Raw genomic sequence first — 17,031 nt, forward strand, 5'->3', positions numbered from 1 at the left:
TGGCCGTATATTTTCCAGATGCGCGACTGGAGCGGTATTCATATAACCTCTTTAGTGGTAGTGCTGTGAAATTGGGTTACGTTATCATGTTCGGAGGTTGTGGCTCTATGACCACTTTTCTCGCCATGTTCCTGTGTAATGGTGAGAATATGGTAATTTCGATAAATGTCAGATTTTTTTCTGTATGTTATGTCACCGGTATTTTTATTTGAGCGGCTGGCAAAACGGTATGTATTACTAAAAATAATGAAATTCACAAAAAAATCAAATAATACCTTTACTTTGAGGGATTTTAGCCGCCGGATGTGGGATATAACAGTGTTATAATGTGTCGTCATGAGATGACAGAGGGGGGTTTTTTATCGCATCTATTGTTAGATTTCATGAAAAGGCATAGTGCGTCAATAATCACGTCGGGTGACAATTACATTAATCCGCTAAGTTATTCTATCTTACCATATATCAATGATGAAAATATTGGATTTAAAATCTCTCCTTTGGAGTATAGGAAATATTGCACATTATCGAAAGTGTTGTTGTCAGTATATAACCAGACTGTTTGCATCAGGGTTGCCATAACTTTCAAAGGCGTTTGGTTTGCCGGTCTTTTTATTGATAACTCAGATTTAGATAATAGTTTAATTACTTTGTGTAAAACTCTGAAAGAGCCGCCAGCAGGGAACCTGATATCATTGATGGTGGAAGGCGGCGCAGCCAGAAAAAACTATGGATGACTCTGTTTTAATTATCTGATTTTTATTACATGGATACAGGAATGATATGTATATAGATGAAGCTAAAAAGTTTGTGTTACTACATTCTAAAATACTTGGTGTATATAATGAAACAAAAGAAATATTAGAAAGAATAAAAAAACATGGAGAAGATTCAGAGGATGGATGGAGCACGATTTTTTATAAAATGGCTAATGATTGTTATATCAAAGGTGATTTTGTTAAATCAGGGGTTTTTTATAATCTTGCCAGATTCCCTTTTCCGGAAACAGAAGTTCAAAACAGAGCTTATGTGAATTATTTGGCTATATTCGATGAATTATATGTGAAAAGTGGTTTGTTAAAAAGAGTTGAGGCTTCTGATGGAAAGCAAATATTTTATCTTAAAGAGTCTTCCGCTACCGATATCGTAATTATTACCGGAGGGATTATATCACTAAAGGAGCAGTGGGTTAAATTGGTGAAAATTTTTTCTGCGCTTAAAATCACAGTTGTCCTCGCTGAAATGCCCGGTGTGGGGCAAAATAGTTTAAGTTATGGCAAGGCATCTTTTCGCATGTACTCTGATATATTAGATGTCGTATGTAAGGATAATGAAAACATAAATTGTCATTTGATGGCGTTAAGCTTCAGTGGTTTTATCGCATATAAAAATAATCTGACTGATGACAGGATAAAAGGGATAACGATGGTTGGAACACCATTAAATGCTTTGTATCATGATAAAGATATATTTGATGATTTGCCCAAAATAACTCAAAAAACGATATGTTATAATATAAAAAAGGAGATAGGTAATGATGGCGATATTTTTGATTTTATGGATGAAAATTTTCACCTTACTAAAGATGAGACGACATATTCAAAAATATTTTACGTTCAAAGTCTAAAGGATGAAATAATTTCATGTGATGAGGCGTGTTTTTTAAAAAATTTAGCAAAGAATTCTGACGTTCTGTCGCTGAATGATGAACATGGTTCTCCCCACTATCATAAAGTTGTGGTGAGTTATTGTGTGTGGAGCGTGTTGAACACTTTGTCCAAACATAAATTTATTCAGATCTTACTTAAGTTTTTTATTTTTTTGAAAATTAAAGGCTGACCAATATCCATACCTAATAGATGTCTGGTGGTCGACATTGCTCTCTGTTATTCACGAACGATGTGATACAGGCAAGGCGCAACAATTCGCAATAGATTTCGGCAACAGAAAAAAGATAAACGATATTGGGGGGGCGCTGAGCCTGGTCAGCCTGATCATAGTATACATTTTATCAAACCAGCGATCTGTCTTGCCGACTGAAAAAACAGAAAATCCGTTCTGAGTATGCCGACTGTTTTATTGTTTATGTTTGTACCCGACGTCTTTCCGGCAGGTGGATAGTGCGTTATGGGGCGGCAGAGGTCTCCGTGGCTTCGTGGACGGTTTATGCGCTGAGACTGGGTTTGTCCTGCGGCATATCCTGCCAGAAATATGCACAGAGGTTAACGCCGATTTTTCCTTATCTGCCAGACAGCAGCGGGTCTGTCGATAAATCGGCATTTCTCATTTCGGTTTGTTGAAATTGGCTAGCGGATCGCCCACCAGGCCAGCAGATGCAGGCTGGCCGAATAGTAATCCTCTTGCTGCTGCAGTTGGTCGCTGACCTGGCTATCCTGCCCCAGCGTAATGTCGCGAATCGCCATCATCCCGACGGGAAGCGGGTATTCCGCCTTTCCTCCGCTGGTCACATCGATCCACGCCGGCGTTTTCTCGCGCGTGAAGCGCTGCCAGTAAAGGCGGAACGGCGCCAGCGCGTGTTCGTCGGCCCGTGCCCAGCGAAGATAAAGCGGAATGCGAACCGCATCGAAACTAAAACGGGGCGGCCAGCCGGCGGCCGGCGTCATCTTGCCGTCAATACTCAACGTGACCCAGTCGGCGGGCAATGGCGGCTGTCCGAAGGACATCTGGCTCAGCAGGCGCAGCGCATCCTGCTGCAGGTCATGCCACACTTTCAGGTGGCTGTCGCGGTAGAAGGCTTGCCAGGCGGGAAATAGAAAATAGGATGGATTGAGAACGATCGTGCTGGTGTGGTTAAAACCGTTCATGCCGGGCAGCATGACCTGATAGCCGGCGAACGAGATCACCGTATGTTTAATCAGCGCCACCTGAATCTGGCGCGATTCGCTGCGGTATTCCGGCACCTGCCATTTATCCGCGGCCAGCAGCAGCGCCCATGCAATCAGCGTATCGCCGTCGGAGGCGTTGTTCTTATCGGCGATTTTTTCTTTCGCGCCAGGCTCGTAGCGCCAGTAAAACAGGCCGCTGTCCGGCTGGTATAGCGTGGTTTTGGTCCAGCGCCACAGACTGTCGAAAGTGGACGGGTCGTCATTAAAGACCGCCAGCAGCAGGGTGAAGCCCTGTCCTTCAGTATGGCTAATGTTATTATTGCCGGTATCCACGACCCGGCCTTCCGGCAGAATAAAGCGCTGCTTAAACTGGCTCCAGCCGTTATCCTGAGCCAGAGCGGAACAGGACAGGCAACTCCACAACAGTAATAACGAAATTGCTTTTATCCATCGCATGGGCATTACCATTTCTCCCGGCGTTACAAGCCGCTTTTGTAAAGGAAGATTAAAGTATGCCCTGAAACGTTACCCGGTTGCCAGCGTACGGCGACATGCGGATGGCCGCCCTGGGATTGCAGCCACTCGCTATAGATGCCTTCCAGCACGCAGGTGAAAGCCCGGCGCCAGCTCTGTTCTTCGTTTTGCTGCTGGTCGAACGGCAGCAGCGCCGGCCACGCCTGGTGCAGCAGCGTTAATTCCTGCTCTGCCGGCTCGAGCCTGATAAATCCCCAGTCGAATTCGGCCAGCCGCTGATTGATGCGATCTTCCAGTTCGCCCAGCGTCAGACTGGCGGCAAGCGGATAGCGGCGGGCAAACTGTTTACCGGTCAGACGCAGAAAGGCGCAGGCGTCGGCTTCGTCCGCATCGGAAAAAATGCCCGAGAAAACGACCTGCAACAGATCCTGCCAGCCAGGCTTCTGCTGTCTGTATTGATAATACTCAAGCTGCTGCGCCACGGGGTCATACGCTTGCATAGTTATTTCCCATCCAGTAAGTACCTGAAATAGACCAGGGCCGTGCTTTCGGAGTAATCGCCGAAGGTGTCGTAGCCGGCTTGCCCGCCTATTATCATATTTTTATTGAGTTTGTAGCTTCCCTCGGCCTTCAGGTTATAGCCAATCCCGCTCTGACTCTGGCCGGGATACCAGGCTTCCGAGCCATAACCCGCGGCGACCAGCGTCTCCAGTTCGGACTGTAGCGCCGGATTGTTCGGGAAGTACGCGCTCTCTTTCTGAGAGTATGACTGATAACCGACGGACCCGCTGAGTTTATAGCTCCAGTTATCGTACCGCTGGCTGTATTCCATCGGGAACGATACGCTGATGTAATCCTGCGGGCTGAAGTAACCTCCCTGGCCGTAGCTGAAATAGCTCAGGTTTTTGGAGAAATCCATATAGCTGACGTTGACGCCCAGTTTGAGTTCGCGGTCGTCATAGCGGTAAGGGCGGATATAGACGCCCGATGAGGTGGTCAGGCCCTTGTTGCCGGCGACGTTATCGCCGAGGTAGCTGTAATAGCCCAACCCGGTGTAGAAGCCGGCGTCGCCGTTGTCGTAGCCGAGGTTGACGCTGCCGCCGTTGCGCGTGACCGCGCCCCATCTTTTTCCGCTGATTTTGTCGCGCACGCCGACATATGACAGCAGACTATCGGTAATCGGGCGCCGCTCGGCGTTCAGGGTGAGCGTGGTGTAGTCGCTCAATTTCGGCGACCACTGCGCGCCGCCCACCAGAGAACTCATCTCCTGTCCCAACGGCGTGGTGCCGATATCCGCCTTATAGCTGTCCCCGGCCAGCGCCAGACTCAGCTCAACGCCATTGGCTTTTTGCGCGCCGGGCGAGTCGGCGTTGAAATCGTCGGGACCAAATGTTTGCGCGGTGGTCACGTTACTATCAGCCAGCTGTTTAGCTATATAGGCTGTACTTGCTGCACTGGTTGCTTCCAGACATTCAGTCGATGTGGAACTGGTCGCGCAGAGCGTATCCTGGGTGCTTTTTAGCGTTTGATACTCGGTATCCGCCGCTACGGCTGCCTGCGCCGATTCCGTCGCCGCCAGCGCAGAGGCTTCAGTCGCCGATTCCGCCATCCTGGCCTGCTGCAGCGCGCCGGTGCCGAAGCGGTTGCTGGTGGTACCGGTCGGCGTGCCGGCATTCAGCGTCACCGGCGTAACGGTAAAACTCAGGCGCGAAGTGTCGAAAGGCACGCCGGATAGCGTGAGCGGCGCTTTCGCTTCCGTCAGCTTGCTCAGGCCGTTTTCCCCGTCGCGCCCGCGCACGCTGACGTTGCCCTGCGCCCAGCTGGCTTCGCGTCCCTGTACCTCGTCAAGCAGGCGATCGACCTGGCGCAGCGTTGAGTCTTCCGCGCTGCCGGCCGTGGTTTGCGGCGCGCCGCTATGCAGATCGTAGCGGCTGTCCGCCTGGCGCTGAGACAGCTGCCAGGGCAGCACGACGCCGTAGGCCGACGGACTGCGGCTGGTGCGGGTTTGCTGATTGATGAACGGGTTGTCGGTGATCGGCAGACCGGCGATGGTGGCGTTGCTGTCGGCGCCCTGCAGCCCAATCATCTGTCCTTTAGCCGAACGCAGCAGCGCCAGCGCCTGTTGACGGTCGCCTTCCGCCTGCGCCACGCGCGCCGCCAGCAGCAGACGTTCCGGCGTGCGCGGTCCGCTCATGCCGGCCATCAGCGTTTTCGCCCGCGCCGTATCGTTATTGGCCAGCGCGACGTTCACCGCGCCTTCGCGCGCCTGCTGATTTTGCGCATCGCGCTGCAGCAGGTAATCGTAGACCTGGCCGGCCTCCCGGTTCATTTTTCCGGACTGATACAGCCGGCCCATCGCCAGCATCAGGTCATCGTTTTGGGGATCCTGCTGCAGTGCGACGATCAGTTTGTCGTAGGCAAGAGCGTATTGCCCCTGCTCGCGCAGCGTATCCGCCTCGTTGATAATGGAGCCGGTACGCAACCGGCTGATATCCACCGGCGAGCTGCGGCTCTGAATGGCGGGGTTGTTCAGCCAGGCGTCGGCCTCCGCGGTCAGACCCGCCTGGTTCAGTACGTTAAGCTGGGCGGCATAGTCGCCGGCGTTGCCCTGCACGCCGCTCTGCATATTTTGCCGCACCAGCTGTACCGCGCCGGCGCTGTCGCCGGCCTGCTGCAGCGCCAGCGCCAGATTACCGAGATCCGCCGGCGCGTCGGGCGGCGTCCGGGCCAGCTCGCGCAGGAGCGCGGCGGCGGCCGATCGGTTGCCCAGCTGCAGGTAGCTGCGCGCCTGCGCCATATTCTGATTAAATTGCACCCGTCTGGCCAGCGCCGTCATTTCCCGACTGCGCCGGGCGGGAGCGATGCGTTCCATGAGCGCGCTGGCCTGCGGCCAGCGCGCGTTTTCGGCGGCGAACAGGGCGGCCACGTACAGGCTTTCGCCGGCGGCGCCTTGCTGGCCGAGCGGCATAATGATGGCCTGCGCCTGCGCGTCGTTGCCCTGCCGCTGTAGAATACGGGCGATATCCAGCCGCACCCACGGGTTGGCTGGCTGCCTTTGCTGCGCCTGCTGCAGCAGCGTCAGCGCGCGTTCGACGTTGCCGGACTGCAGCGCCAGCGCCGCGTCCCGGCGCAGCGGTTCAACGCTGACGGCGCCCGCCGCGCTCTGCGGCCGCAGGCTGGCGGGAATGCTTTGCAATGCCTGCTGCGCTTCGGCCGTTTTCTTCTGCTGCTGCAGGCTGTAGTACAGGCCGAGACGCGCATCGTTATTGCCGGTCGAGTCGGCAAGGATCGTTCGGTAGATTTGCTCCGCCGCTGCCGCATCGCCTTTGCGCCGCAGCAGATCGGCCCGCAGCAATTGGGCGGCGACGCCGTGCTCGCCGCTTTGCTGGCTGAGCGGGACGCTGAGCGCCAGCGCCTCATCCAGCGCGCCGCTGGCCGCGGTCATTTTCACCTTATTAAGCTCGGCGTAGAAGCGCGCGTCCTGCGCCAGCGCCAGCCAGCGTTCACGGTTCGGTCCGCCGATGTTAATCGCCTGGTTGAGATAATTTTCCGCGCCGATAAAGTCCTCGTTGCGCAGCGCGATAAAGCCCAGCCCGGCCAGCGCGTCGGCGTCCTGCGGCTTCTGCGCCAGCAGCGCATCGAACTGGTTCTTCGCCGAACGAAGATCGCCGCTCTGCAGCGCGGCGTACGCCTGTCCCAGACCGATGCCCGCCAGATTGCGTTCATAGTGCGCCAGGACGTCCTGATCGCCGGGGTTACGCCGCTGGTAGTCGCGATAAAGGGATTCGTCGCCGGCCTGCGGCGTCATCCACATCAGCGCCTGCTTCAGCGCAGGATCGGCCCCGGAAACGTTTTGCGCCGCCAGCGCGGCTAAGCGGCCGACGCCGTCGCGCCGGGTTGTTTCGTCGTAAGTCAAGATACGCGCCAGCGCCAGCTGGGCCGATCTGTCGCCGGGGTGGGCGGTCAGCCAGCGCTGCAGGCCGCTGATAGCCTGTGGTCGAGACGCGGGCAGGCCGGCCATCGTCTGATAATATTCGACCGCCAGACTATCCAGCGGCTGGTCCCCTTTAAACAGGGCGCGATAGCTATTGATGGCGCGGGCGAGGTCGCCCTGAGCCGCCAGCTGGCGGGCTCTGGCCAGCTGAGCGGGCGGAACCGAGGTCAGCGCGCGCGCTTTATCCAAATCGTCCAGCCGGCTGTCGCCTGGCGACAGCGCGGAGAGCCGTTGTCGCCAGGACTGCGCCGCGGCGCTGTCGCCGTTTTGCTGAGCGTACAGCGCCAGCAGGTACAGCGCATCGGTGTTCTTCGGCTCCACTTCCAGAATCTTATTCAGCGCCTCATTGGCCAGGTCGCTGTGGGTCTTTTCGTGCCAGTACGCCGCCTGATCCAGCAGCGCCTTAATCGCCGGGCTGTTCTCCGCGGCCGGCGCGATAAGCGGCAGCATGACCATGCCGGCCATCGTCAGACAGCGCGCTTTCCATCCCATTTTTTGCTTCGCTTTTATCATTATTGGCACCTGCGCGTAGGCTGATTAAACGGGCCGGTCGGGCGTATTGTTATGATCCTGCCGGGCCAGGCGCTGTTGCGCATGGTGACTCAGCAGCCGGTACAGCGGAATGCCGAGCAACACGGAAATCAACACGGCGAATAATGACAGGATCACCACGTGTTGATTGGCATACCAGATAATCATTAGATACCAGGGCATTTGTCCGCCGGGGTACTGCGGGCTGACGCTGAAACTTTTAACGCCGCCATCGGCGGTGATGACCGCCATGTCGCCGCGGATGCCGGCGTTAATCTTCGTCAGATTAAGATCGTTATCGATCTGCTCGATCTGCTCATCGTTGCTGCCGGTAGCCACCACCACCAGGCGATTCTTCGCCCAGGGCGATGGAAAGCTGAGGAATCCGCGCCAGCCGCCGATTGAAGAGAGATAGCGGTCGGCGGTCAGGTATTGCTGCGACCACTGGCCGGATAAATAGCGCCTGAGTTTGTCGTGCATCGACGGCGTTTTCAGGGATAGCCGCGCATCACCAATATTATAGGGCGACTGCTGTAGCAACTGACGCATTAGCCCGCGTTGAGTCAATGAGGCCACGACCAGCACATCGCTATCGGATAGCGTGGAGAGATTGCCCGACAGGCCCAGGTTTACCTGTACATGGTTAATGGCAAGGCCGGTCGAGTTGCCCGCGCGCGCGGCGAGATTGAGCAGGGTGCTAATCTCCGCCGCGCTGGGCTCTGCGGCCAATACCACCTGAGTGTGGGAAAAGTCGGCCATTTTGCTGAACGGAAAGGCCGCCCCGACGTAGTACGACAGGTTAGGCAGCATAGAGAAGTGGTGGGAACCCGTCAGGTCTATCGAGGAACTGCCGTCTATCGTGCTTTTAATGTTGCCGCTGCGCAGCACTTCGCACGGGGTGCCCGGTTTAGGTTTGATGTTGTGGTACAGCTCCATCTGGTTGTCGCCATAAATCAGGTATGGCGCCAGCTCCAGCCCATAGCTTTCCTGGCGGGTATCGCCGCCCAGCCGGCGCCAGGCGGATTCCAGCAGACCGATTTTATTCACCGGCAGGTTGCGTAAAAAGGTGCCGTTCAACGAAACGTTGAGCAGCGACGCGTCTTCGTCGATCCAGCTTTCGGTCGGGAAACGGTAATTGATGCGTACCGGAATATTTTGTCCGTCCCACATGAACAGATCGGGCGCGGCGCGGAAATTGATATGGATGCTGTCATGATACAGCCCCTCGGCGGTCAGGTCGTCCGGCTGGTTGACCAGTTCGCGAAAGGTGACCGGTCGTTCGGTATTGATCCAGCGCGGCGCGTCGTAGGGCTGGCGCTGCGGGATGGTTTGGCTTTGGACCCGCAGGCGGTCCTGACCGGACGGCAGCCGCGCCGTGCTCAGCCGGTAAGCCGCCTGGCGAAGCTCTTCCTCATTGCGTCCGGTGACCAGCAGCAGTTTATAAATCGGATTGATCGGGTTATCGATGATCTGAATCGCCGGACCGTCGCTGGCCGGCATGGTCAGATCGGCGACTTTTTCTCCGGGCATCGCGAAGACAATGGCGTTGTTTTCCGGCAGCCGGTTCTGATAAATCGGGAAGTAAACATCGCGATAGTTGGCGTGAATGCCGAGGAAAGACGCGACGATCGTCGCGGCGGTGATGGTCGACGCGGAGGGATGAGCGCCGAACACCACCGGAATCGCACTTTTGCCCATGACCATCGGATCGAAGAAAGGTCGCGGGAAGTAGCCCAGGTCTTTGTCGATATTCAGGAGCTGGTTGGTCAGCTCAATGCGGGTTTCCGGCAGGATACTGATCTGGTGCTGAGCATCGTCGCTTGTTGCACACAGCAAATCGGTCTGATTATGCAGGCTGAAGCTGAGATTGTTATTGCTGACCACCATTGCCGCCGGAATATCCAGCTCGTAGGTGTTCGGGGCGGATGAGGACTCGGCCAGCGGGATGCTGCCCAGCGGCTGGCCGTTGAGCATCAGATACAGCTGATTCCCTTCCTCCGCCAGCGTGGAGGAGGCGCTGAATACCAGATAAAGCTTCGCCTGGGTTACCACCTGGCCATGGGGCAGGGTGAACCGGATCCCGGACTGAATCTGGCCGCCGCTCAGGGTGAGGCCATCGCGCTGTCCCATATCGGCAACGGTAATCGTATAGTTGTCGATTTGGCTGAGTCGTTCCGCGCCCGCGCCGTCGTTGCTTTGCGTCGCCGGGGCGGGCGGCGTTAGCGGCGCGGCCGGGATGACGTTCTTCTGCAGACTGTCCGGTTGCGCCGGCGTTTGCGGGCTGCCTGGGGTGTCGCTAAGCGGCGGCAGCGGCGGAAAATCGGGCGGCAGGGTTGGCGCGACGGCCGACATCGTCTCGGGCGGCGACGCCGGCTGTTGGGCCGGCAGCAGCGGAGCGCCGACTAGCGTGCAGACTGCCAGCAACGTGCGGCACAGCCGCGATGGGTGCGGTCGTCCGCTGAACGGTAGTCGATGCCCCTTCATACCGTATCACCCTGCGTGCTGGTTTTAGCCGTCTGGCTGGCGGGCGTCGCGGGATGTTTGTTGCCGCGAATGGCATACCAAAACAGTTCCAGCACGCAGCGAATAATGCCGAGCAGCGCTTTGATCGGGTTATCCGGCGGATAGGGAGGCGCGAGCCACGCATCGGCGCGAGTCAGCACCACGCGCACCAGCTCCCGCCGTTTCGACAGCGGCATATCCTCAAACTTCAGCCGCAGGATCTCGTCGGTGGCGTCGATAACCTGCACCGGAATACAGACGGCGCCGGACTGCAGCAGCAGTTCGACCTCTTCGATCTCGTCCGTCTTATAGCGCCCGTCGGGCGTAGCCAGCCGGACGCCGCCCATGGAAAGATTCAGGCTATGCGTGCGCAGCGAAATGCCGCTGGCAAAATGGACAATGGCCGGGATTTGGGCATCGATACGAATGGTCTGCCGCACCTGACGGGTTTCACGCGCGACGGCGATAGCGGCCAGCAGGATCAGCACATTGAAGCCAGCCCAGAATACATTGAGGAAAATCACCTGCGGATTCATGCCGATATAGTGATCCATCAGGGTACGCACGCCGCCCCAGATAATCCCCAGGATCAGCAGGGCGGTCACGATGATGTGCGGCCGCACAATATTGAAGTCGAAGTAACCCTCCTCCAGCAGCCTGCCTTTATCGGTGACGTTGAACTTGCCGCGTTTGGGCGAAAACAGCGTGACCAGCGTCGGGATAATAATATGGAACATGATCACCGTGTCGTAGATTTCGCCCCAGAACGAGTAGCGATGGCGCCCGTTGATGCGCGAGTTGGCGTAGATCGATAGCACCAAATGCGGCAGCACATAGGCAAAAATCATGGCCGCGGAGGAGGCGATAATATTCTGGTTAAACAGCAGGTAAGCCAGCGGGGCGGTGACGAACACCAGCCGCGGCAGGCCGTACTGAAAGTAGAGCATGGAGTTGAGATAACAGATGCGTTGCTGCCATTTCAGCCCGCGGCCCAGCAGCGGGTTATCCAGCCGGAAGATCTGCGTCATGCCGCGCGCCCAGCGGGTGCGCTGAATGATATGCAGCGCCAGGCGTTCCGTCGCCAGCCCGGCGGCGAGCGGAATGGCCAGAAACGCGGCGTGCCAGCCGCGTCGCTGCAGTTTGAGCGAGGTGTGGGCGTCCTCGGTAACCGTTTCAACGGCGAATCCGCCGATTTCTTCCAGCGCGCTGCGGCGAATGACCGCGCAGGAGCCGCTGAACGAGGTAGCGTCCCAGTTATCGTTGCCCTGCTGAATCGGGCCGTAAAACAGGTCGTTTTCGCCGGGGATGTGGCGCGCGACGGACAGGTTGCGTTCGAACGGGTCCGGCGAATAGAAATAGTGCGGCGTTTGAATCAGCGCCAGCTTCGGGTCGGTCAGAAAGCCGCCCAGCGTGGCCTGCAGAAACGCACGCGTGGCGACATGGTCGCAGTCGAAAATGCAGATCAATTCGCCCTGGGTCAGCGTCATGGCGTGATTCAGGTTGCCGGCCTTGGCGTGTTTGTTATCGTTACGGGTAATGTAGCCCACGCCGGCATCGGCGGCGAACACGGCGAACTCGCTGCGCTTGCCGTCGTCCAGCAGATAGACCTTGATTTTATCCCTGGGGTAATCAATACATTGCGCAGCCAATACGGTATCGCGCACTACGCTCAGGCTTTCGTTGTAGGTGGGGATATAAACATCGACCGTCGGCCACAGCCGGGTGTCCTCCGGCAGTGGTTGAATGGTGCGCTGCAGGGGCCAGCTGGTTTGCACATAGCTGAGGATCATCATGGTCCACGCGTACAGCTCGGCGAGGAATAGCCCGATCCCCAAAACCGTTTCGATCAGGGAGTTGAAATACAGCGTCTCGGTCGCGCGCCAGTAGATATAGCGCGAAGACATTAAAAAACACATTACCATGATAATGATATTGGTTTTTCGACTGCGCGACCGCCCGAGAAAAAAGACGGTGACAATCGCTATAATCCCGAAAACGAACTGTTTGTCGCTATCCATTGGCGTGATAATAATGACCAGAATGAGCGGCGACAGCAGCAGTATCAGCAATGAAAAAAGGAATTTATTCATTTTTTGACTTGCCTGATAAGGTAATTAGTAAAGGCTGTGTTTTGGCGCAGAATAAAATTCCCCACCCCCGACATTGACGCCCAGAATGGCCGCGACTTTCTTGCTGATCAGATCAATATCGAAGGCGGCCGCTGACACCGGGCTAAATTGGTGAATGGATTGCTGTGAGGCATTGGCTTCCGGTACGCATTCATCACGGTGGATGGTGCCGAGCAGCTTATCGCCCAGACGCTGTTCGAAAAACAGGGTGACATCGCGGCTGAGCGAGCGACGCATGTCGCTCTGGTTCACGATATAATATTCCTGCCCCTGGCTATTGAGGGGCGAACCGAGAAACTGGTGGTTTTCCATCTGCGGCAACAACGAGAGAGAGGCGGTGTCCGCCAGCATGACCACGATGTGCATATCGGCCAGTTCGCGAGTCGCTTTCAGCGCCGGCGCCGGGCCGGGGGGGAAATCGGCGATCACCACCATATCGGGGTAGCTCAGCACGCTGTTCAAACCGCGCTGGATAAAATGTTCGTCGCTGCCGATCGCCTGTTCGAAGGTTTCCCGCTGCTCTTGCGTGGTTTCACCGTAGGGCAGAACGAACAGGTTGGAGTGCGCTTTGAGGATAAATTGCCCCCAGTCGGAGGCGGTCGTGGCCTGCGCCACATATCCGCGCCCGTCTGACATCGGCACGCCAAAGTGCAGACGCAGTGCGTTCTGTACGTCAAAATCGACGGCCAACACCTTGAGTCCGCTGCTGGCCAGCGTCCATGCCAGATTGGCGACAACGGTGGTTTTCCCTACGCCCCCTTTGGGAGAGCACACACACACTAACGGCATAAGGCAATGGTCTCTAACAGTGATTTCAGCGGCGTATTGCGTCGTTTGTCATTTTCATCTACCGCGCTGCTTTTCTGTCTGAACAGGCGCCGAAAACGCGGTTTTTCATCGGCGTTATCGGCGTTGCGGGGGGCTGCGTCGGTTGTTGCCGATGCCGGCGCGGGTTGGCGTGACGTTATCGGCGCCGTTGGCCGTTCGGCGGCATGAGCGGCTGCATTCCGGTCGGCCGGCAACTGCTGACTGACCGCCTGCAGCAGGGACGCCGAACGGAATTCTTCCTTATTTACCGGAACCGGGATCGCCGGGAATCCCCCTGTTCTCTGCCGCGCCGCGTCATCGGCGACGCCGTTCGCGCCGGCAACCTGCTTTAGAATCGCCCACTCTTGTGACGGGGCATGCACATCGTTTTCCGATGTGTCTTTATAATCAATATGTTCCAGATTCAGCTTTTCTTTGAATTGCTTAATATCGTCATATTTATTCATATGCCATCCAGAGAAGCATGTATAGATTATCATTAATGTCCTATGCAAAGGATGGGATATAGCAGAGCTTTATATTTCCCTGCAGTTTTATTTTCTCAATCCTTACAAAGAAACATGATTTTATATATATCAAAACATAACATACATTACGGTTGAACCTCTGGTGCTTAATGGTGTGATAATTCTGATTTTTAGCGCGCTGGTCTTTATCTTCAGACCGTGATTGTATCGGCTTAACTTATTATTAGTGCCGTTCCTGCCATCGTTCGCTGGTTTAAAATCTCCCGGCGGATTTCGTCAGTTTGTTCACATATTCTAATAATTGAATGAAAATTTTTTCATCCGTCGCCTGCCTGTATCCAAAAGTTCACTGAATATAAGCATAGTCAATAACCTGTTGTTTTGATAATCAAGGCCGGAGACTTTTCGGCTTTTTTATCGCCGGCGCGAGGGGTTGACCGTTTGATTCTGATCGGTCGGTTAGGATTAAGATGAAATCCTGCCGATAGGACGAGAAAACTACGCGATCCGCAAGGTATACTAGCGGGGTTTGTACCTTATCACTTTTCAGGTTGCAGGCGTGTTGGCTCGTCTCGCTCGCTCCCGGTTACGTCGTTAGCTTAGCGCTCTGGGGAGGGCGGTCGTCTCGCCTTCCTGCTGTCAGCCTTTGGGTATAGACGGGGGCGGGCCGGCGGCGCTGGAGTCGCTGTCAATATATTAGCGCAACAAACCGGTCGGCGGGCGAAGAAGCGGTCGGGCGCGCTATCTCAGCGTTTTACGGAGGATATGCTTGCGGATCAGACGTTCCTTAACCATTAAACAGATGACGCTGGTCTCTGCGGTGGCGATGGTGACTATTTGTTTTTTCATTATGATCCAACTGCTGCATTTTGTTAATCAGCGTCGGGATGACTATGCCCGCCAGCTGGAGAATGTCGCCTGGTCGGTGCGTCAGCCGTTAACCGAAGCCATCCTGCAGGGGGAAGTGCAGCAGACGGAAAATATTCTGAATACGCTGTTGCCGGTGAGTTTTCTCGGTCGTGCGGAGGTGGTTTTGCCCGGCGATTTCCAGACGCTGCACGCGAATTTTCCCACCGAACGCCCGGTGCCGCGCTGGATAGCCCGTTTGTTCCAGCTGCCGATCCGTATTTCCGTGCCGCTCTATTCGCTGCCGCCGGCGGTCAATTCGGCACCGCTGGCGCATTTGGTGCTGCAGGCCGACTCATACCATATGTACCAGTTTATCGTCAGCACGTTTTCCACCATGCTGGCGACCTATCTGCTGTTGGCGCTGATTCTGACCGTGGCGATCTCGTGGTGCCTTAACCGTCTGATCGTGCACCCGCTGCGGGCTATTATCCGCGAACTGGAAACGCTGCCTGCCGACGCTATCGCATCGCATCAGCTGGCTTTGCCGGCGTGGCACCATGATGATGAACTGGGCAAGCTGGTGCGCAACTATAATCGCAATCAGCAAACGCTGGCCCGACGGTGCGAGGCGGTTCGCGGGAAGCCAGGCTATCAGCGTTTGCTGTCGCACCGCTGGGCGCCGGCGGCGCCATATCCGTCGGACGGCGTCGCGCTGACCGTTCGTCCCGCGTCTTATACCGTTAAGCATACCTCCTGCGCGACGGATCGTTAATCTGGCCGGATGAGAGCTTGCCGCCGGCGCGTAACGGGCTGGCCGGCAGCGCGCCGCGAAAAGAATAATTTGCTTGTCTGTTACAGGGAAATTTATTTATTGTTGCTAACTTTGGTGTGAATGATGCGATTCAGCTCTTGATTTTAACCTTATGTTCACAAACTAAAGTTAGAAAACATTCCCATGTTTTTTTTGCGGTGTTATTTTCCGGCGCAACCACAAGGGGTGGTTCGAAGGAACCCGACTCACCTGCTTGTGTCTCCAGCAAAGGAACACGCCTATGAAATTATCAATATTTAAAAGCTTATATTTTCAGGTGCTTGTGGCTATTACCGTCGGGATCCTGCTAGGTCATTTCTATCCTGAGCTCGGCACGCAAATGAAGCCATTAGGCGACGGATTCGTCAAACTGATCAAAATGATCATTGCGCCGGTTATTTTCTGTACGGTCGTTACCGGTATTGCCGGTATGGAAAGCATGAAATCGGTCGGACGTACCGGCGCCGTGGCATTACTCTACTTTGAAATTGTCAGTACCATCGCGCTAATTATCGGCCTGGTGATCGTTAACCTGGTTCAGCCCGGCGCCGGCATGAATGTCGACCCAGCCTCGCTGGATGCGGCGGCGGTGGCGGTCTATACCAGCCAGGCTTCCCAGCAGGGTCTGGTGCCTTTCCTGTTGGATATCATCCCGGCCAGCGCGATAGGCGCTTTCGCCAGCGGTAATATTCTGCAGGTTCTGCTGTTCGCCGTGATGTTCGGCTTTGCGCTGCACCGTCTGGGCAACGCCGGCAAAATCATTTTTAATGTGATCGACAGTTTCTCGCGGGTTATTTTCGGCATCATTAATATGATCATGCGGCTGGCTCCGCTCGGCGCCTTCGGCGCCATGGCGTTCACTATCGGCAAATATGGGGTAGGCACGCTGCTGCAACTGGGCCAGCTGATCGCCTGTTTCTATATTACCTGTCTGCTGTTCATTATCTTCGTGCTGGGCAGCATTGCGCGCGCCACCGGTTTCAACATCTTCAAGTTTATTCGTTATATAAAGGAAGAGCTGTTGATTGTGCTGGGGACGTCATCGTCCGAGTCCGTCTTACCGCGCATGCTGGAAAAGATGGAAAAAGTGGGCTGTAAGAAATCCGTGGTTGGACTGGTGATCCCTACCGGCTACTCATTTAACCTGGACGGCACCTCGATTTATCTCACCATGGCGGCGGTGTTTATTGCCCAGGCGACCAATAGCCACATGGACATCTGGCACCAGATCACGCTGCTGGTGGTGCTGTTGTTGTCTTCGAAAGGGGCGGCCGGCGTAACGGGCAGCGGCTTTATCGTGCTGGCGGCGACGCTATCCGCGGTGGGCCATCTTCCGGTGGCCGGCCTGGCGCTGATTCTCGGCATCGACCGCTTTATGTCCGAGGCCCGCGCGCTGACCAATCTCATCGGCAACGGCGTGGCGACTATCGTGGTGGCCAAATGGTGTAATCAACTGGATGAGAAACAGATGCAGATAACCCTTTCCGGCCATAAATTAGCCAAAAACACCGAAACCCCCGCTCCCTGATCCTGCTTTTTCACCCCGATGTTTATCTCCACCATGGTCGACTCCATGGTGGAGAACACCGCATAATGTAGGCTA

9 protein-coding genes and 1 pseudogene are annotated in these 17,031 nt (G+C 55.6%); 3 read left to right on the forward strand and 7 right to left on the reverse strand.

The features are described from left to right. Nucleotides 1-780: 780 nt before the first annotated feature. A complete protein-coding gene (locus tag FJU30_RS16105) occupies nucleotides 781-1,836 on the forward strand; it encodes a hypothetical protein (RefSeq protein ID WP_150435999.1) in 1,056 nt (351 codons plus the stop codon). Nucleotides 1,837-2,303: 467 nt separating this feature from the next. Here FJU30_RS16105 and FJU30_RS16110 read toward each other — a convergent pair whose 3' ends face one another. From FJU30_RS16110 to FJU30_RS16140, 7 genes are read right to left on the reverse strand one after another with little or no spacing between them, the layout of a single operon-like run. Then, the gene (locus FJU30_RS16110) at nucleotides 2,304-3,299 is read right to left on the reverse strand and encodes a glycosyl hydrolase family 8 (RefSeq protein ID WP_395858570.1); all 996 of its coding nucleotides are present in this window, start codon (nucleotides 3,297-3,299) and stop codon (nucleotides 2,304-2,306) included. Nucleotides 3,300-3,322: 23 nt separating this feature from the next. Continuing rightward, a complete protein-coding gene (bcsD, locus tag FJU30_RS16115) occupies nucleotides 3,323-3,817 on the reverse strand; it encodes a cellulose biosynthesis protein BcsD (RefSeq protein ID WP_150436001.1) in 495 nt (164 codons plus the stop codon). A gap of 2 nt (nucleotides 3,818-3,819) precedes the next feature. Continuing rightward, the gene (locus FJU30_RS16120) at nucleotides 3,820-7,824 is read right to left on the reverse strand and encodes a cellulose biosynthesis protein BcsC (protein WP_223881614.1); all 4,005 of its coding nucleotides are present in this window, start codon (nucleotides 7,822-7,824) and stop codon (nucleotides 3,820-3,822) included. Nucleotides 7,825-7,848: 24 nt separating this feature from the next. Beyond that, nucleotides 7,849-10,326 carry a cellulose biosynthesis cyclic di-GMP-binding regulatory protein BcsB gene (gene bcsB / locus FJU30_RS16125; RefSeq protein WP_150436002.1) on the reverse strand — a complete coding sequence of 826 codons (2,478 nt, stop codon included), beginning with the start codon at nucleotides 10,324-10,326 and terminating at the stop codon, nucleotides 7,849-7,851. After that, nucleotides 10,323-12,434, reverse strand: a complete 2,112-nt coding sequence (gene bcsA, locus FJU30_RS16130) for a UDP-forming cellulose synthase catalytic subunit (protein WP_150436003.1) — start codon at nucleotides 12,432-12,434, stop codon at nucleotides 10,323-10,325. The genes bcsB and bcsA overlap by 4 nt, the downstream gene beginning before the upstream one ends. A 24-nt stretch (nucleotides 12,435-12,458) precedes the next feature. Beyond that, the gene (gene bcsQ / locus FJU30_RS16135) at nucleotides 12,459-13,262 is read right to left on the reverse strand and encodes a cellulose biosynthesis protein BcsQ (protein WP_150436004.1); all 804 of its coding nucleotides are present in this window, start codon (nucleotides 13,260-13,262) and stop codon (nucleotides 12,459-12,461) included. Further along, nucleotides 13,253-13,747 (reverse strand): cellulose biosynthesis protein BcsO, encoded by a 495-nt coding sequence (locus FJU30_RS16140; protein ID WP_191091630.1) that lies wholly within the window; start codon nucleotides 13,745-13,747, stop codon nucleotides 13,253-13,255. The genes bcsQ and FJU30_RS16140 overlap by 10 nt, the downstream gene beginning before the upstream one ends. 790 nt (nucleotides 13,748-14,537) lie before the next feature. Between FJU30_RS16140 and FJU30_RS16145 the strand changes: the two are divergent. Next, nucleotides 14,538-15,233, forward strand: a pseudogene (locus FJU30_RS16145) (adenylate/guanylate cyclase domain-containing protein); the annotation flags it as partial. Nucleotides 15,234-15,669: 436 nt separating this feature from the next. After that, nucleotides 15,670-16,956, forward strand: a complete 1,287-nt coding sequence (locus tag FJU30_RS16150) for a dicarboxylate/amino acid:cation symporter (protein WP_150436007.1) — start codon at nucleotides 15,670-15,672, stop codon at nucleotides 16,954-16,956. Nucleotides 16,957-17,031 lie beyond the last annotated feature (75 nt).

The sequence above is a fragment of the Affinibrenneria salicis genome (assembly GCF_008710095.1).